The sequence below is a fragment of the Flavobacterium sp. AC105 genome (genome assembly GCF_979258495.1).
Genome location: NZ_OZ409860.1, coordinates 1,207,215 through 1,225,020, shown reverse-complemented (window position 1 = coordinate 1,225,020; position 17,806 = coordinate 1,207,215). Strand labels below are relative to the sequence as shown.

The following is a 17,806-nucleotide window of genomic DNA, read 5'->3' as shown; positions in this document are numbered from 1 at the left end:
TTTTTTTCCAATAAGCCATGCAAAACAAAACTTTTAACATTCTGATTTACAAAACTTTTAACATCCAAACAGGGCAAGAATTGTGCCCAGTACACCCCATTGGAGCATTTAAATACTCAAATCCGGATTTTTTATATAATTTTTGAGCCGCATGCATGAAAGGCATTGTCTCAATATAACATTTTTCAAAACCAAAATCCCTTGCTTTTTCAAGACATTGCTCCATCATTTTACTTCCAATTCCTAATCCGCGGGTTTCCGGCAAAAAATACATCTTTTGCAATTCGCAAATAGCAGGATCACCATTTTCTAAAGGGGCAATTCCGGCACAACCCACAACTTTTCCTTCTTTTTCAACTACCAAATAAATAGATTTTGGTTTGTTGTATTCTTCAAACATTAAATCTAAATACGGATCTTCATAAGCAGTTCCTACTTTCGGAATTTCCATTTCATCAAAAACTGATCTTATTAATTGCGCAACTGCCTCATTATCTTCTTTTTTAATCGCTCTGATAATCCAATTTTCCATGTATGTTTATTCGTATTTTATATATACAAAAGTAAAATACTTTTTTGATAGTTTGCTAACAATACCCACCAGTATCAGAAGAAAACTCAAAAATTAACTACTTTTGTATTGTGAATATACATGAGAAATATATAAAACGTTGCATTGAACTTGCCAAAAACGGTTTTGGAACTACATATCCAAACCCAATGGTAGGAAGTGTAATTGTTTACGAAGACAAAATTATTGGCGAAGGATGGCACAAAAAAGCCGGTGAACCTCACGCCGAAGTCAATGCGGTTCGATCTGTAAAAGACAAATCGCTATTAAAAAAAGCTACTATTTATGTGAGTTTAGAACCTTGCAGCCATTTTGGAAAAACACCTCCGTGTTGTGATTTAATTATTGCAAACGAAATCCCAAATGTTATCGTTGGAACTGTTGATCCTAACGAAAAAGTAGCAGGAAACGGCATTAAAAAACTAATTGCTGCGGGAATAAATGTTACCGTTGGTGTTTTAGAAAACGAATGCAACGAACTTAATAAACGCTTTTTTACTTTTCATCAAAAAAAGAGACCTTATATTATATTGAAATGGGCAGAAACCCAGGATGGCTTTTTATCTCCTGAAAAAGAGATTAATCAGGAACGAAAACCGGTTTGGATTACCAATCAATATTCGAGACAATTGGTTCATAAATGGCGAAGCGAAGAACAGGCTGTTTTAGTAGGAACTCAAACTGTTATAGATGATAATCCCAAACTTAATACCCGTGATTGGGCAGGAGATAATCCGGTGAGAGTTGTTTTAGACCAAAACAATCGCATATCAAAAGATAGTTTTATTTTTGACGATAGCGTAAAAACCATTGTATTTACAAAATCTGAAAATCTGATTTCGACAGAAAACACAAGCTTTGAAAGTATAGATTTTTCTCAAAATACGATACCGCAAATTCTTTCTGTTTTGCATCAAAACCAAATTCAGTCTATTATTATTGAAGGCGGTTTACAAACATTACAATCTTTTATTGATTGCAATATTTGGGATGAAGCACGAATTTTTATCGGAAAAACTTCTTTCGGAAAAGGAACAAAAGCGCCAATTTTGACAAAGAGAAATGTGACAAAAACTCCTATTCAAACCGACGAATTAATACATGTTAGAAATCATGATTGATACTATAATTTTTGACTTTGGTGATATTTTTATCAATTTAAACAAACAAGCAACTATTTCAGGATTACAGAAGTTAGGCATGACAGAATGGAATTCAGAATTTGACCGTTTGAATCTTTTGTTTGAAACCGGAGACATTTCGCATGCTGATTTTTTGGCAGGTTTTCAAAAAGAACTTCCAAATGCTTCTATCGAAGAAATTCTGGAAGCCTGGAATGCTGTTTTGGCTGATTTTCCATTATATCGATTAGAATTTCTGCAATTGCTTTCTAAAAAATACCGTTTGTTTCTGTTAAGCAATACCGATTCTATTCATATTGAAACTTTCGAAAATAAAAGCGGGATTTCATTTTACAGTGATTTTTATCAATGTTTTGAAAAGGTTTATTTTTCTTTTGAAATTGGAATGCGAAAACCAAATCCCGAAGCATATCAATATATTATTAACAAACACGAATTATCGCCAAAGCGAACTTTGTTTATTGATGATAAAAAAGAAAATACAGATGCGGCGGCGGCTTTAGGTCTTCATGTTTGGAATCTACAGGTTGGTCAGGAAGATGTTGTTGATTTATTTGATAAAAAAATATTGTAGCTCATATTTCTGCCACAGATTATAAAGATTAAAATGTTTTTTTTACGCAGATTTAAAAAGATTTAAGCCGATCTACGCAGATTATAATTAAAATAAAATCTGCTTAAATCTGCAGAATCTGCGTGAAAACTGTCACAGCTAAAAAAAAAATCTTTTTAATCTTTTAATCTGTGGCAAAAAAAACATTAAACATAATTTAGAAATTAACTTTTGGAATATAACGATACGTATCAAACTATTGCTTTTGAATCTGAAGAAGTTCTTTTTAAAGAAAAAGGCAGTAAATTCTTTGGCTATGCTTTTCCTATAGAAAACGAAGAGGCTGTAAAACCCATAATCGAAAACTTAAAAAAGCTACATCCGCATGCGGTGCATTATTGTTATGCGTATCAATTAGGTACGGCTCCAAAAATTTCTTATCGTGCAAATGATGACGGAGAACCAAGCAATACTGCCGGAGCACCAATTTACGGACAAATACAATCTTTTGGTGTAACGAACGTTCTTGTAGTGGTAGTTCGAATTTTTGGCGGAATAAAATTAGGAGTTGGCGGATTAATTGCGGCTTATAAAACAACCGCTCAAATGGCGCTTGAAGTTTCTGAGATTATCGAAAAAACAATTGATGTACATTTTTTAATCTCTTTTGATTATAAAAACATGAATAAAGTAATGCGTGTCATCAAAGAAAAGAAACTGGAAATCACATCTCAGGAAATGGAAATAGATGAAGATTCCGAATTGCCAATTGGAAAAATAACGACAAAAACGCGCAAAAAAAATGCCGAATCTGTATTCGACATTTTTGATTTAATGTTTGAAATCGATATTAAAATTATATAATTTAATATAAAAACATATCTCATTTTAACAATTACACAAGCGTTTTAAATAATTCTAAAATATAATCCGGAGGGGCTGTTGGACGACCTGTTTTTAACGAAATAAATACTAAAATAAATGCCGCAGTTGTTAATAACTCATTCGCTTCATTATAGATGGCGCAGTCAAATTCAATCTTCACAGATGATTGACTTTTGAAAGCAGTATGAATAGTTAGAAGCTCATCGTAACGTGCTGATTTTTTATAATTTATTTGCATCGAAACAATCGGCAGTCCAATTCCGCTTTCTTCCATGCTTTTATACGAAATCCCTTTATTTCTAAGCCATTCCACGCGTCCTATCTCAAAATAGGGTACATAATTTCCGTGATAAACAACTCCCATTTGATCGGTTTCTGAGTAACGAACACGCACTTGCGTTTGATGATTTTTCATTATTTATATATTAAAAAAAATTAAATTTTAAAAGCGCTCTTACAACATTTTTTTATAAAATTAGACCCCAAAATATTTTTTTTTACAGAAATTTGTTCACATATTTGTTATCCCGAAATACGGAAAAAATTTGCTTCTTTTTTAATAGGAGAATCTTTATCAATAATAAAAAATTTATCTGAATCTATGACTAAAACTGCTCAATCGGTATGGGAAAACTGTTTGTCCTTTATAAAAGACAATATTCAAGATCAAGCCTATAAAACTTGGTTTGAACCAATCAAATCAGTTGAGCTAACCGACAACGCGTTATATATTCAAGTACCAAGTAAATTTTTCTACGAATGGTTAGAAGAACACTACGTTAAATTATTGAAAGTTGCGCTTACCAAAGAACTGGGAAAAAACGCAAAGTTACTCTATAAAATTAAAATGGAAAACACTTATGGCAATAAACAACCGTTTACCGAACAGTTGCCAAGTGCCAATAGAGTGCCAATGAAACCGCAAGAGGTTGATGCTCCGTTTAAAAACTTAAATCCCGAACTTAAAAATCCGTTTGTAATTCCCGGAATCAGAAATTTAAAAATTGAATCGCAATTAAATGCTAATTACAGTTTTGATAATTTCCTTGAAGGCGATTCTAACCGTTTGGCCCGTTCTGCAGGTATGGCTGTTGCCAATAAGCCCGGAGGAACATCATTTAATCCGTTATTGATTTTTGGTGGAGTTGGTTTAGGAAAAACACACTTAGCACACGCTATTGGTGTTGAAGTAAAAGACAAATATCCTGAAAAAACGGTTTTATATATTTCTGCCGAAATTTTTACACAACAATATATTGATTCGGTTAAAAAGAATAATCGTAATGATTTCATTCACTTTTACCAATTAATCGACGTTTTGATTATTGATGATGTTCAGTTTTTATCAGGTAAATCAGGAACTCAGGACGTTTTCTTCCATATTTTTAATTATTTGCACCAAAACGGAAAACAGGTAATTTTAACTTCGGATAAAGCTCCTGTTGACATGCAGGATATCGAACAGCGTTTATTATCCCGTTTTAAATGGGGATTATCTGCTGAGTTACATCAGCCGGATTATGAAACCCGTATTTCGATCTTAAAAAACATTTTATATCGTGATGGTGTTGATATGCCGGAAGATATTATTGAATATGTAGCACGCAATATTAAATCGAATGTTCGTGAACTTGAAGGCGCAATTATTTCATTAATAGCTCAATCTTCTTTCAATAAAAAAGAAGTTACGATTGAATTGGCAAAAAGCGTTGTAGAGAAATTTGTTAAAAACGTAAAGAGAGAAATCTCTATCGATTATATCCAAAAAATTGTGTCTGATTATTTTCAGTTGGATATTGAAACACTTCAATCAAAGACCAGAAAAAGACACGTGGTTCAGGCGAGACAATTGGCCATGTTTTTTGCAAAGAAATTTACAAAAGCTTCTTTGGCAAACATTGGATCTCAAATTGGAGATCGCGATCACGCAACCGTATTACATGCTTGTAAAACAGTTGATAATTTAGTTTCTACAGACAAACAATTCAAAAAATTTGTCGAAGACATCAACAAAAAATTAACGCTATAAACGCGCATCATGCCAATAAAAATCTTAATGGTTTGTTTGGGAAATATTTGCAGGTCTCCTTTGGCAGAAGGAATTTTAGCATCTAAACTTCCAAAAGACAAATTCACAGTTGATTCAGCTGGAACAGGTTCCTGGCATGTGGGACACGCACCTGACAAACGCTCCATTGCAGTTGCCCAAAAAAATGGTTTATGTATTGACAATCAAAAAGGAAGACAATTTAAAATTGCTGATTTTGATGAATTCGATTATATCTATGTTATGGATAATTCGAATTACCGCGACGTCATTCATCTTGCCAAAACGCCAGAACATAAAGAAAAAGTTCATCTTATTTTAAACGAGTTATTTCCAGGCGAAAATGTAGATGTTCCAGATCCCTATTTTGGAGCTGTAAATGGTTTTGACAACGTTTACCAAATGTTAGACGAAGTTGCTGATATCATTTCTAAAAAACTCATCGCAAAACATTCTTAACTAACTTATCTGTTTCAATTATTTGATTATTAAATAATTGAAAATTTTCATTTTATAATCTATAAAATAAATCACATGAAACTTCCAGGAAAATTATATTTAATTCCAACAACAATGGGCGAAAGTGATCCGATGGATGTTTTGCCGCAAACGGTAAAAAGAAGTATCGATTTTATAGACCATTATATTGTTGAAAACGAAAAAACAGCCAGAAAATCAATAAAAGCAGTTTCTCCGGAAAAAAAACAATCAGAACTTATACTTTTTACCCTTAATAAACGCACCGAACCAAGCGAGCATTTAGACTTCATCAAACCTTTGTTAGAAGGAAAAAATGTAGGCTTAATGAGCGAAGCCGGTTGTCCCGGAGTTGCTGATCCTGGTGCCGTAATTGTAAAATTGGCACACGAAAAAGGCATTCAGGTAGTACCTTTAGTTGGTCCTTCTTCTATATTATTAGCGATGATGGCGTCTGGAATGAACGGGCAAAGTTTTACCTTCAATGGATATTTACCAATAGATAAAGACGAGAAAAAATCGGCTTTAAAGCATTTCGAGAAATTATCTCAGGACAAAAATCAATCTCAAATTTTTATTGAAACGCCATACAGAAACAACAAACTGGTTGAAGATATTTTGCAAATCGTAAATCCTTCGACTCATCTTTGTATTGCGACTGATATTACGTTGCCAACAGAATTTATTAAAACCATGCGAGTTGCAGATTGGAAAAAACTAAAAGTTGATTTACACAATCGACCTACGATTTTTATTATTCATAAAATGTAATTGTAAAAATTGCCTTATATTGTACTCACAAGTTTTTCCCTAATCAAACTTCCACATGAGTAAACTTCCAAATATAACTACCAGCATTTTTACGGTCATGTCTAAAATGGCAGCCGAATACAATGCTATTAATCTTTCGCAGGGATTTCCAAATTTTCCTGTTGATGAAAGATTAACTGATATTATTGCAAGATTAGCCAAAGAAAATGTGCATCAATATACACCAATGGCAGGTTTTCCACCACTGATGAATCAGATTGCCAAATTGGTTCATAGTTCATATAATAGAACTATAGTTGCTGAAACTGAAATTCTGGTTACAGCCGGTGCCACTCAGGGAATTTTCACCACGATTTTAGCATTGATAAAAACGGGTGATGAAGTTATTATTCTGGATCCGAGCTATGATTCTTATGAATCTCCGGTTTTATTGTGCAATGCAAAACCTGTTCGGGTTGCTTTAAATGATGATTATACGCCCAATTGGGAAACGATTGAAAAAGGTTGTTCTCCGAAAACCAAGATGATTATTATCAATAATCCACATAATCCAACTGGAAAAATTTTAACAGAGGACGATTTTCTTCAACTGAAAAAATTACTTTCAAAACATCCTGACATTTTGGTTTTATCTGATGAAGTTTATGAATACATTACTTTTGAAGAAAAACATATTTCGGCACATACAAAAGAATTTCTTCTAGATCGTTGTATAATGGTTTCTTCTTTCGGAAAATCATTTCATATTACAGGCTGGAAAATTGGTTATACCGTTGCTCCTGAATATCTGATGAAAGAAATCAAAAAAGTACATCAGTTTTTGGTTTTTAGCGTGAATAGTATTTCTCAGGCTGCCATAAGTCAATATTTAGATGTTGTCGATTTAAATCTATTAGGGAAATTCTATCAGGAAAAACGAGATTATTTTCAAAAACTGCTTCAAAATAGCCACTTTGAATTAAAACCTTGCGAAGGAACTTATTTTCAGGTGGCTTCTTATACGAATATTTCAGATGATGATGATGTTACTTTCTGTAAAAAACTGATCACAGATCATGGCGTTGCCGCGATTCCTATTTCTACATTTTATTCCGATCATAAAGACCAAAAATTAATCCGTTTTTGTTTTGCCAAAGATAATTTTACCTTAGAATCTGCAGCCAAAAAATTATGTGCTATATAATTTTTATCAAAATTTTATAACATTATTATGCGTGCATCCTATTTATTTAATTAATATTGTAATAAAAAGAAAAAAATATGAGCTATACAGATAAAATGTTAAGAGATGACGCTTTAAAAGGTAAGGTCATTGTGGTTACTGGCGGAGGAAGCGGTTTAGGGAAAGCGATGACTAAATATTTCTTGGAATTAGGCGCTCAGGTAGCTATTACTTCAAGAGATTTAGACAAACTAAAAGCTACTGCAACCGAACTTGAAACTGAAACGGGAGGAAAATGTTTACCGCTTCAATGTGACGTTCGTCATTATGATGAAGTAGAAAATATGCTTCAGGAAACCTTAAAAGCTTTCGGAAAAGTAGATGTTCTTTTGAACAATGCTGCCGGAAATTTCATTTCTCCAACAGAACGTTTATCTGCAAATGCATTTGATACTGTTATAGATATCGTATTAAAAGGTTCTAAAAACTGTACACTTGCTTTTGGAAAACACTGGATTGATACCAAACAAACATCTGCCACAATTTTAAATATCGTGACTACTTATGCCTGGACAGGTTCTGCTTATGTTGTACCAAGTGCTACTGCAAAAGCTGGAGTTCTTGCCATGACAAGAAGTTTAGCTGTAGAATGGGCAAAATACGGAATTCGTTCTAACGCCATTGCGCCGGGACCATTTCCAACAAAAGGTGCGTGGGACAGATTATTGCCAGGAGATTTAGCGGAAAAATTTGATATGGCGAAAAAAGTGCCGTTGAAACGTGTGGGTGATCACCAGGAATTGGCCAATTTAGCAGCTTATTTGGTTTCTGATTTTTCTGCCTATGTAAATGGTGATGTTATCACGATCGATGGCGGCGAATGGCTAAAAGGTGCCGGACAATTTAATTTACTGGAAGCAATTCCAGAAGAACTTTGGGATCAGCTTGAAATGATGATAAAAGCAAAAAAGAATAAATAATTTTACGTGCTTACTAAATTCAGAATATTTTATTAAAACTATACTGATTGCACTAAATCCCGATGGCATTGCTGTCGGGATTTTTTTTATGTTTTTCACCATATAAGTAATATAAGTTCAATGAAGTAATAAATTGTTTAAATATCTGGTTGCTTAAATTTACTTATATCACTTATATGGTTTAAATACATAATATATTTACACAATCCACTTAAATTATTATTTTTGCCAAACAAATATCAAACAAAAAAATATATGCTCATTATTGGAATTGCAGGAGGAACAGGAAGTGGAAAAACAACAGTAGTACACCAGATTATGAACGAATTACCAGATACTGAAGTGGGCGTAATTTCTCAGGATTCGTACTATAAAGAAACCCATAATTTGTCATTTGACGAAAGAGCATTAATTAATTTTGATCATCCGCGTGCCATTGATTTTGAATTATTGGTAAAACACCTAAAAGCCTTAAAAGAAGGCGAAACGATTGATCAGCCGGTATATTCATTCATTCAGCACAACAGAACTGACGACACCGTATCAACTCATCCCAGAAAAGTAATGATTGTTGAAGGTATTTTAATCTTGACAAATCCCGAGCTTCGGGATCTTTTTGACGTTAAAGTTTACGTTCACGCTGATTCTGACGAAAGATTAATTCGCCGTTTAAAACGTGATATTTCAGAACGCGGTCGTGATATCGATGAGGTTTTAACACGTTATCAAAACACTTTAAAACCTATGCATGAGCAATTTATAGAACCATCTAAAGCTTTTGCCGATATTATAATCCCGAATGACAAATATAATACTGTTGCAATTGATGTAGTTCGTGCCGTAATTAATCAACGAATTTCATAATTTTTATTGTAAATTTATTCCATAAAAGTTAGGAGCTATTTCCCGCTTTCGCCTTTATCTTTTTATGTCCGCTCTCGCAGACATAAAAAGGATATCGGGTCAAACTAAGTTCACTGAACACAAATGAAAAACAGTAAACTAAGTGAAGTAACCGGGGCTAGAACACCAATCGAAATTAAAAGAAGTAATCCGTTAAAGAGAAAATGAAAATAAAAAATCCATATAAAGACAAACGCTGGTTCAGATTAATGAGCAATAAATATGTTTGGGTTTTACTTTTTTTTGTGGTATGGATGTTATTTTTAGACAATTACTCTTATTTTGATCATCGTTTTTTAGACGGACAGATTAACGAATTACAAGACAATAAAAAATATTATCAGGAAGAAATCAAAAAAGATCAGGAACAAATAAAACAGCTTAAAAATCCTGAACAAATAGAAAAATACGCTCGCGAAAAGTACTTTATGAAAAAAGACAGCGAAGATATTTACATCATCCAATTTGAAGGAGATACTATTCAAGATACTAAAGAATAATCAGAAAAAACCAAATGGCTACTACCCTTTTCGAAGATTTTAATCCGATTTCATCCAAACAATGGAAACAAAAAATTCAGTTTGAATTAGATGGCGCTGATTATAACGAAACCGTAATCTGGAATTCTCCCGAAGATATTCAGGTAAAACCTTTTTATCATAGCGACGAATTTTCAAAAGCAGCTCCTGTACAAACAAAAGCAAGCGACTTTAAAATTTGCCAAAACATATTTGTTTATGATGTTGAGAAATCGATTCAAAGAGCATTAAACACCATCGAACGTGGTGCAGAAAGTTTGCGTTTTACAATCGAAAATGAAAAAATCGACATTCAAAAATTATTAGAAAACCTTCCTTTAGAAAATAGAATTGTTTACTTTAATTTGAGTTTTATTTCAATCGATTTCGTAAATAAATTAGACCGTATTTCCATACAAAAAAAAGCCATCTTTTATTGTAATCTGGATCCTATTGGCCATTTTGCACGAGAAGGAAACTGGTTTACAACATCGGATAAAAATAATTTTGAAACCATTGATTTAATTTCAAAATCAACAACCAATCTTTCTTTAATAAGTATTGATTCTGGTTTATATCAAAATGCCGGGGCTAATATTACGCAGCAAATTGCGTATAGTTTAGCGCATGCAAACGAGTATTTAAACCGTTTGCCAACTATTCCAAAACAAATCGTTTTTCAGGTTTCTGTAGGAACAAATTATTTCTTTGAAATTGCAAAACTTCGTGCTTTACGAATGCTTTTCAAATTAATTGCTGCTGAATATAATCCTGATTTAGAATGTCATTTATTGGTTACGCCAACAAAACGCAACAAAACGATTTACGATTATAATGTAAATATGTTACGCACCACAACGGAATGTATGTCGGCTATTTTAGGCGGTGCCGATGCAGTTGCTAATTTACCTTACGATTCTTTATATCACAAAGACAATGAATTTGGGGACAGAATTGCACGAAATCAATTGCTGGTTTTAAAACACGAAAGTTATTTTGATAAAGTCAATAATCCGGCAGATGGAAGTTATTATATAGAAAGCTTAACCATGCAACTGGCAGAAAAAAGTCTGACTTTATTCAAAGATATTGAAGCAAGTGGAGGATTTCTGAAACTTTTGAACGACGGAACGATTAAAAAGAAAATTCAGGAAAGTGCCACGAAAGAACAAGAATTATTCGATTCCAAAAAAGAAGTTCTTTTGGGCACCAATAAACATCCTAATAAAGATGACAAAATGAAACACGATTTAGAACTGTTTCCTTTTGTAAAAATAAAACCAAGAAAAACATTAATTACACCCATCATAGAAAAAAGATTAGCCGAGAAACTGGAACAGGAAAGGCTGGAACTTGAATAAAAAACTAATTTCAAATAGTTATATTTGAAAATAAACCTAAATAATTATGGAAGCAATTAGACAAATAATATCCGTTAAAAACCATTCTGTCACAGTTATTCTACCAGATGATTTTATCGCAGATGAAGTAGAAGTAATTATTTTACCCGTACAAAACGATCATTATAAAATTCCTCAATGGCAAATTGATCAAGTTAGAGAAAGAACAGAAAATTATTTAAAAAACCCCAAGAATGTTACTGACATTGATGATTTTTTAAAAGAAATTGAAGATGATCTATAAGATAGTAATTATTGAAGAGGCTAAAACAGATTATAAAAAATCTTTACTTTGGTATAAAGATATACATCCAAAATTAGCTATTCGATTTAATGATTTATTTAAAAGAAGTATAGCAATTATTAGAAAAGACCCATTGCTATTTCAAATAAGATATGACAATATTCGAATCATATTTTTAAAAACTTTTCCATACGCCATACATTATTCTATTTATGAAAATCGTGTCGTTATTAAATCCATTTTTCACACATCTAGAGATAGTGAATTAAACCTATTCTAATAATATTTTAAAATTGAGAAAAGACCTTACACATATAAAGTTAGACGTTAAAAGTGAGAAGTTAGATGTTGAATTTCAAAATCAACAATCAACAACTGACAACTTTACCACAGCTGAAGGAATTGAACTCAAGAAAACCTACTCAGAAAAAGATATTGAGGATTTAGAGTTTCTTGATTTTGGAGCAGGTTTTGCACCCAATTTACGCGGACCTTACGCTACTATGTATGTAAGACGCCCGTGGACGATTCGCCAATATGCAGGATTTTCGACTGCAGAAGAAAGTAATGCTTTTTATAGAAGAAATCTGGCTGCCGGGCAAAAAGGATTATCCATCGCTTTTGATTTACCCACACATCGCGGTTATGATTCTGATCATGAAAGAGTTGTGGGAGATGTCGGTAAAGCCGGAGTTGCCATTGATTCTGTAGAGGATATGAAAGTATTGTTTGATCAAATTCCACTTGATGAAATGTCAGTTTCTATGACTATGAACGGCGCTGTTTTACCTATTATGGCTTTTTATATTGTTGCGGCTGAAGAACAAGGTGTTGCAATAGAAAAACTATCCGGAACGATTCAGAATGATATTTTGAAAGAATTTATGGTTCGTAACACTTATATCTATCCGCCAACACCTTCGATGAAAATCATTGCCGATATTTTTGAATTTACGAGCAAGAAAATGCCAAAATTCAATTCTATTTCTATTTCAGGATATCATATGCAGGAAGCCGGAGCAACAGCTGATATTGAATTAGCCTATACTTTGGCCGATGGTTTAGAATATATCAGAACCGGATTATCAACCGGAATGACAATTGATGAGTTTGCTCCTCGCCTGTCTTTTTTCTGGGCAATTGGTATGAATCATTTTATGGAAATTGCCAAGATGAGAGCCGGAAGAATGATTTGGGCCAAATTATTACAACAGTTTAATCCCAAAAGTGATAAATCTTTAGCGTTGAGAACACATTGTCAAACAAGTGGCTGGAGTTTAACGGAACAAGATCCCTTTAACAACGTAGCACGTACTTGTATTGAAGCTACTGCTGCAGCTTTTGGCGGAACACAATCTTTACACACTAACGCTCTTGATGAAGCTATTGCTTTGCCAACGGACTTCTCAGCCAGAATTGCGCGTAATACGCAGATATTTTTACAGGAAGAAACTAAAATAACCAAAACCGTTGATCCCTGGGCAGGAAGTTATTATGTCGAAAACCTGACCAATGAAATTACAGAAAGTACCTGGAAGCTGATTGAAGAAGTGGAAGAATTAGGCGGAATGACAAAAGCCATCGAAGCCGGAATTCCTAAACTAAGAATTGAGGAAGCTGCCGCAAGAAAACAAGCCCGAATTGACAGCGGACAAGATATTATCGTTGGTGTAAACAAATACAGATTAGAGAAAGAAGATCCTTTGCATATTTTGGATGTTGATAACCAAATGGTTCGCAAACAACAACTGGAGCAGCTTACAGCAATAAAAGCGAAAAGAGATACTGAAAAAGTAAATCAATCACTCGAAAAATTAATTCTTTGTGCTAAAACCGGTCAGGGAAATTTACTGGAGATTGCTATTGAAGCTGCGCGAAACCGTGCAACTTTAGGCGAAATCAGTGATGCTCTTGAAACTATCTTTGGACGATTTAAAGCACAAATTAAATCCTTCAGCGGTGTGTATAGTGCAGCAATAAAAAATGACGAAGATTTTGAAAAGGCAAAACAATTAGCAGATGCCTTTGCAAAACAAGAAGGCAGACGTCCCAGAATCATGATTGCCAAAATGGGACAAGACGGACATGATCGTGGCGCAAAAGTAGTCGCAACGGGTTATGCAGATGTTGGTTTTGATGTAGATATTGGCCCACTTTTTCAAACTCCTGCAGAAGCTGCTAAACAAGCTGTGGAAAATGACGTTCATATTTTGGGCGTTTCATCTCTGGCAGCCGGTCACAAAACACTGGTTCCTCAAGTAATTGAAGAATTAAAAAAACACGGTCGGGAAGATATTATGGTGATTGTTGGCGGCGTAATTCCGGCACAGGACTATCAATTTCTATTTGATGCGGGTGCTGTTGCAGTTTTTGGTCCGGGAACCAAAATTAGTGAAGCTGCCATTAAAATTCTGGAAATACTAATTGACTAAAAATATTTCCATAAAAAAATCCCGATAATTCGGGATTTTTTATTTCTCTTATTTACTCCTTAATCTTTAATTGTAGCGTTACTATCCGCTTCAATATAAGAAAGATCATAACCTCCAAAGGCTTTCATGTAACTTCTTAATGAAGTGCCATAAGCATCTCTAAAATGTCTGTTTCCTTTGTTTCTGAAGAAATTCTTAACTGAACGTGCTCCTCCAAGGTGTGCAGCGGCTAAAATTCCTGATTCGGTAATTTCAACGCCGTTAATAATTTTTCCTTCATACTTTTCAATTTCATTGCGTAATGCCCATTTATTTTTGGATAATAATGCAATAAATGCTTTTTCCTGTAATGCGGGATTTTTTAGAAAAGCTTTGTCATTGTGAACACCTACGGTTCTCAAAGTTTCAGAACCAAATTGGTATTTTCCCATGTAACCAAGTGAATTTACCTTTCGGTATTTACCTTGAGATTCTTTAAAAGCAACTGCTTCTTTAAAACCTATAAAATGATTTCCGGTGTATGGGAAGTTTGCAGTAGGATAATCATCCTTTTCCCGCGATGGAAACATATATTCAGCTCCATCTGTTTTCTCTGTCAGAAACCAAGGTTTGGCTTCTATAGTAAAGGGTTTGAAACCCAAACTTAAAAATGTAATAATAACGATCAAACTCGCATAAAAGTACCATTTCTTTATCATAAATTGTTTTTCTTCAAAATGCTGTCACCCTCTTGAAATTTCTACGATGCAAAGGTAACGAATATAAAACAATACTGATAATCAGTTGTTTACATATTTTTAAAATTTAAATATATCCGAGAATCCCTTTATTGATGCCGTTTTCGAGCGTTTGGATAAGGTTTTTATTTTGGTTAAAAAGCACTAAAATAAAATCATCAAAAATGTCATTTTTATCATTTTTTTAGCAGATTTGTTAAAATAGAAAGATAAAACCTACTTAATTTAAAGGTTTTTTACGAATAATAAATTCCGTTTTGACTCATTTTTTTTAACAATTTGTTAAAATAAAAATCTGTGTCTTTAATAATATTTGCATTTTAAGAGTATATCAAAATGGGTAATATTAAAGGAGAATGTTTTAAATTATTACTTATGAAAACATTTTAAAATGCAAAATCCATAAATTAAAATCACAAAAAAACCGAAGCTTAAACTTCGGTTTTTATTTATTTAAATAATTGAAAAACTATCTTAATACACCCTGGCTAGCAATCCAGTCCGAATATTTTTTTGCATTTATAGTATGCTGCTCATAAGTAGAAGCAAATTCATGATATCCGAAACGATCTACACTTGCACAAAAATAAATATAATCGTTTTTCTCGGGGTTTAAAACAGCATCAAGAGCGGTAATATCCGGCATTGCAATTGGTCCAGGAGGAAGTCCTACGTTCACATAAGTATTATATGGAGATCTCATAATCAAATCATTATAAAAAACTCTTTTGATAACCTGATCAAAATTATTATCCCTAAGCTTTAAGGCATAAATAACTGTTGGATCTGCTTGCAATGGCATTTCTAAACGCAAACGATTTAAATAAACACCTGCAATACGTGGTCTTTCGTCTTTCTTAACTGATTCTTTGTGAACGATTGAAGCTAAAATTGTAGCCTGAACCGGAGTTAAACCTTGTTTTTTTGCTTTCTCGATTCTTTCTTCTGTCCAAAAATTATGGTATTCTTTAATCATTTTATCACGGAATTTTTCTGCAGATGTATTCCAGTAAATCTCATAGGTATTCGGAATAAACATGGCAAAAACATTCTCTTCATTAAAACCATTTTCTTTTAAGAAGGCAGGATCTTTAATTGCTTTCATCAAAGACAAACTATCTGCTTCAATTTCTGAACCTACTCTGCCGGCAAAATTTTCTAAACGTTCCTGGTTGTTAAATGCCAATTTTACAGGAGCATTAGAACGCATGGCACGAACTAGATCAATATTGTTCATGTCTTTTTTAAGCAAGAAACGACCTGATTTTACATTTTCAGGATAGCTTCTTTTATTGGCTACCATTTCAAAATTGTCGAAATTCTTGATATATGGCTCTAATATTTTTTTTACATCAGTATAATTTGCACCGGTTGGAACGTATACATATAATTCTTTTTCTTCGAATTTAGTATTGGCGCTAAAGATTTTGCTTATTAAAACAAATCCGTAAATCATTAAGACTGAAATTACGGCTACGGCAGTTAACGTGATTATTTTTTTTAATTTCAAAGCTAAAGTTTTAAATGTGTTTATTGATTAACTGAAAAATTGCTTCGTCTTGATAGTGGTTATTCAGCAAAATCCAATCTTTTTTAATTCCTATTTTCTCAAAGCCAAATTTAGTAAAAAGAGCTATACTTGCTACATTTCCTACAGCAATATTTGCATATAATTGATGCAGATTTAAATTATAAAATGCGTACTTAATTAAAAGCTCTAAGGCTTCAGAACCAATATTTTGCTTTCTATTTTCGCTTTTTTGAATGACAATTCCAACACCTGCCCTGTTATTTCTCGGATCAAATTCAAATAAATCAATCAATCCAATAGCAGGAAAATCTACGTCCTGACAAATCGCCAGACGCAATTGTTTTGCTTCATAAATATCCTGTTGTGCATTTTCGAGATATTGCCGAACCAAAAAACGACTATAAGGTGTGTTGGTATTGCTAACTTCCCAAATTGTCTGATCATTTTCCATTGCATACACAAACTCTAAATCATTAGGTTCAAGTGCACGAAGATAAATTGAATCGCCTTTGAGTGTTATCATCTTGAATTTAGATTTATGATTTTATAATGTAAATTTTAGAATAGATTTTGTCTTTGACTCCGCTCAGACTGACATCATTGATTAAATCTCAATTGTTCCTTTAAAAACAAATTTTGCTGGTCCGGTTAAAAAAACATTGCTAAAATGTTCACCTAATTTATCGAAAGAAACGACTAGTTTTCCTCCTTCAACATTCAAATTAATGGATGTTTTATCAGTTTGTCCAATTGCGTTCATAGCAATTGCTACAGCTGTTGCTCCGGTTCCGCAAGCTAAGGTTTCATCTTCAACACCCCTTTCATACGTACGAAGTGAAAAAGTACTATCATCAACTTTCTTAACAAAATTGACATTACTTCCTTTTTCTCCATACAATTCTCCATATCGAATTGCTGCTCCGTTTTCTTTTACATTATAATGTTCTAAGTCATCAACAATTTGAACATGATGTGGCGAACCTGTATTTAAAAATGTATAGGCATCCTTTTTTTGTACTTCGTCAACATCAATCATTTGCAATGAAATAATTGCATCATCACCAACAGATGCATGATGCAAACCATCTGTAGCAATAAAAGTTGTTTTATCTTCGATAACGCCTAATTGATTAGCAAAAGCAACTAAACAGCGACCACCATTTCCGCACATTGAGCTCTGATTTCCATCTGAGTTGTAATACACCATTCTGAAGTCTGTTTCAGCATCGTTTTCAAGCAAAATAAGTCCGTCGGCTCCAATCCCGAAACGTCTGTCACACAAGCGTTCAATTAATTTAATGTCATCTTTAGGAAAGAAATCTGATCGGTTATCAATCATTACAAAATCATTCCCCGTACCTTGATATTTATAAAATTCTATTTGCATTTTTAGTCCATTAAGAAGTACAAAAGTACGAACTATTAATTAATGAAATGTTAATCATTGTTAAAG

Annotated in this window: 20 protein-coding genes; 14 read left to right on the top strand and 6 right to left on the bottom strand. The window is 33.2% G+C overall.

Annotated elements, in window-relative coordinates; all coding sequences use genetic code 11:
- Nucleotides 1–46: 46 nt before the first annotated feature.
- Nucleotides 47–532 carry a GNAT family N-acetyltransferase gene (locus ACZ0AH_RS05530; protein ID WP_463474829.1) on the bottom strand — a complete coding sequence of 162 codons (486 nt, stop codon included), beginning with the start codon at nt 530–532 and terminating at the stop codon, nt 47–49.
- A gap of 110 nt (nt 533–642) precedes the next feature.
- On the opposite strand from ACZ0AH_RS05530, the gene ribD reads away from it, so the two are divergent.
- The 3 genes from ribD to ACZ0AH_RS05515 all read left to right on the top strand — a co-directional run bounded on the left by ribD (nt 643) and on the right by ACZ0AH_RS05515 (nt 3,130).
- Nucleotides 643–1,692 carry a bifunctional diaminohydroxyphosphoribosylaminopyrimidine deaminase/5-amino-6-(5-phosphoribosylamino)uracil reductase RibD gene (gene ribD / locus ACZ0AH_RS05525; protein ID WP_463474828.1) on the top strand — a complete coding sequence of 350 codons (1,050 nt, stop codon included), beginning with the start codon at nt 643–645 and terminating at the stop codon, nt 1,690–1,692.
- Nucleotides 1,685–2,287: an HAD family hydrolase gene (locus ACZ0AH_RS05520; protein ID WP_463474827.1), complete on the top strand. Its 603-nt coding sequence runs from the start codon at nt 1,685–1,687 to the stop codon at nt 2,285–2,287. Before ribD ends, ACZ0AH_RS05520 begins: the two co-directional genes overlap by 8 nt.
- A 210-nt stretch (nt 2,288–2,497) precedes the next feature.
- A complete protein-coding gene (locus ACZ0AH_RS05515; protein ID WP_463474826.1) occupies nt 2,498–3,130 on the top strand; it encodes an IMPACT family protein in 633 nt (210 codons plus the stop codon).
- A 31-nt stretch (nt 3,131–3,161) separates the two neighbouring features.
- Here ACZ0AH_RS05515 and ACZ0AH_RS05510 read toward each other — a convergent pair whose 3' ends face one another.
- The gene (locus ACZ0AH_RS05510) at nt 3,162–3,566 is read right to left on the bottom strand and encodes an acyl-CoA thioesterase (protein WP_089478567.1); all 405 of its coding nucleotides are present in this window, start codon (nt 3,564–3,566) and stop codon (nt 3,162–3,164) included.
- A gap of 186 nt (nt 3,567–3,752) precedes the next feature.
- Here ACZ0AH_RS05510 and dnaA point away from each other — a divergent pair, with 186 nt between their 5' ends.
- The 11 genes from dnaA to scpA all read left to right on the top strand — a co-directional run bounded on the left by dnaA (nt 3,753) and on the right by scpA (nt 14,085).
- Nucleotides 3,753–5,180, top strand: coding sequence for a chromosomal replication initiator protein DnaA (gene dnaA / locus ACZ0AH_RS05505; protein ID WP_463474825.1), 1,428 nt, complete (start codon nt 3,753–3,755; stop codon nt 5,178–5,180).
- A 9-nt stretch (nt 5,181–5,189) separates the two neighbouring features.
- Nucleotides 5,190–5,657 (top strand): low molecular weight protein-tyrosine-phosphatase, encoded by a 468-nt coding sequence (locus tag ACZ0AH_RS05500; protein WP_463474824.1) that lies wholly within the window; start codon nt 5,190–5,192, stop codon nt 5,655–5,657.
- Between the two features lie 75 nt (nt 5,658–5,732).
- On the top strand, nt 5,733–6,446 hold the full coding sequence (locus ACZ0AH_RS05495; RefSeq protein WP_194617551.1) for an SAM-dependent methyltransferase: 714 nt from the start codon (nt 5,733–5,735) through the stop codon (nt 6,444–6,446).
- 55 nt (nt 6,447–6,501) lie between these two features.
- Nucleotides 6,502–7,629, top strand: coding sequence for a methionine aminotransferase (locus ACZ0AH_RS05490; protein ID WP_463474823.1), 1,128 nt, complete (start codon nt 6,502–6,504; stop codon nt 7,627–7,629).
- A 77-nt stretch (nt 7,630–7,706) separates the two neighbouring features.
- The gene (locus tag ACZ0AH_RS05485) at nt 7,707–8,588 is read left to right on the top strand and encodes an SDR family oxidoreductase (RefSeq protein WP_463474822.1); all 882 of its coding nucleotides are present in this window, start codon (nt 7,707–7,709) and stop codon (nt 8,586–8,588) included.
- 255 nt (nt 8,589–8,843) lie between these two features.
- Nucleotides 8,844–9,452, top strand: coding sequence for a uridine kinase (gene udk, locus ACZ0AH_RS05480; RefSeq protein WP_055095441.1), 609 nt, complete (start codon nt 8,844–8,846; stop codon nt 9,450–9,452).
- A 203-nt stretch (nt 9,453–9,655) separates the two neighbouring features.
- Nucleotides 9,656–9,991, top strand: coding sequence for an FtsB family cell division protein (locus tag ACZ0AH_RS05475; protein ID WP_463474821.1), 336 nt, complete (start codon nt 9,656–9,658; stop codon nt 9,989–9,991).
- Nucleotides 9,992–10,005: 14 nt separating this feature from the next.
- Nucleotides 10,006–11,370, top strand: a complete 1,365-nt coding sequence (locus ACZ0AH_RS05470) for a methylmalonyl-CoA mutase subunit beta (RefSeq protein WP_463474820.1) — start codon at nt 10,006–10,008, stop codon at nt 11,368–11,370.
- Between the two features lie 46 nt (nt 11,371–11,416).
- The gene (locus ACZ0AH_RS05465) at nt 11,417–11,653 is read left to right on the top strand and encodes a hypothetical protein (protein WP_072961921.1); all 237 of its coding nucleotides are present in this window, start codon (nt 11,417–11,419) and stop codon (nt 11,651–11,653) included.
- Nucleotides 11,643–11,933 carry a type II toxin-antitoxin system RelE/ParE family toxin gene (locus ACZ0AH_RS05460; protein WP_463474819.1) on the top strand — a complete coding sequence of 97 codons (291 nt, stop codon included), beginning with the start codon at nt 11,643–11,645 and terminating at the stop codon, nt 11,931–11,933. The genes ACZ0AH_RS05465 and ACZ0AH_RS05460 overlap by 11 nt, the downstream gene beginning before the upstream one ends.
- A gap of 13 nt (nt 11,934–11,946) precedes the next feature.
- On the top strand, nt 11,947–14,085 hold the full coding sequence (gene scpA, locus ACZ0AH_RS05455) for a methylmalonyl-CoA mutase (RefSeq protein ID WP_463474818.1): 2,139 nt from the start codon (nt 11,947–11,949) through the stop codon (nt 14,083–14,085).
- A gap of 59 nt (nt 14,086–14,144) precedes the next feature.
- Here scpA and ACZ0AH_RS05450 read toward each other — a convergent pair whose 3' ends face one another.
- The 4 genes from ACZ0AH_RS05450 to dapF all read right to left on the bottom strand — a co-directional run bounded on the left by ACZ0AH_RS05450 (nt 14,145) and on the right by dapF (nt 17,740).
- Nucleotides 14,145–14,783, bottom strand: coding sequence for a peptidoglycan-binding protein LysM (locus ACZ0AH_RS05450; protein ID WP_463474817.1), 639 nt, complete (start codon nt 14,781–14,783; stop codon nt 14,145–14,147).
- Nucleotides 14,784–15,291: 508 nt separating this feature from the next.
- Nucleotides 15,292–16,332 carry an endolytic transglycosylase MltG gene (gene mltG, locus ACZ0AH_RS05445; RefSeq protein WP_463474816.1) on the bottom strand — a complete coding sequence of 347 codons (1,041 nt, stop codon included), beginning with the start codon at nt 16,330–16,332 and terminating at the stop codon, nt 15,292–15,294.
- A 10-nt stretch (nt 16,333–16,342) separates the two neighbouring features.
- Nucleotides 16,343–16,876, bottom strand: coding sequence for a GNAT family N-acetyltransferase (locus ACZ0AH_RS05440; protein ID WP_463474815.1), 534 nt, complete (start codon nt 16,874–16,876; stop codon nt 16,343–16,345).
- An 81-nt stretch (nt 16,877–16,957) separates the two neighbouring features.
- Entirely contained in the window at nt 16,958–17,740 is a 783-nt protein-coding gene (gene dapF / locus ACZ0AH_RS05435) for a diaminopimelate epimerase (protein ID WP_463474814.1), read from the bottom strand.
- Nucleotides 17,741–17,806: the final 66 nt, after the last annotated feature.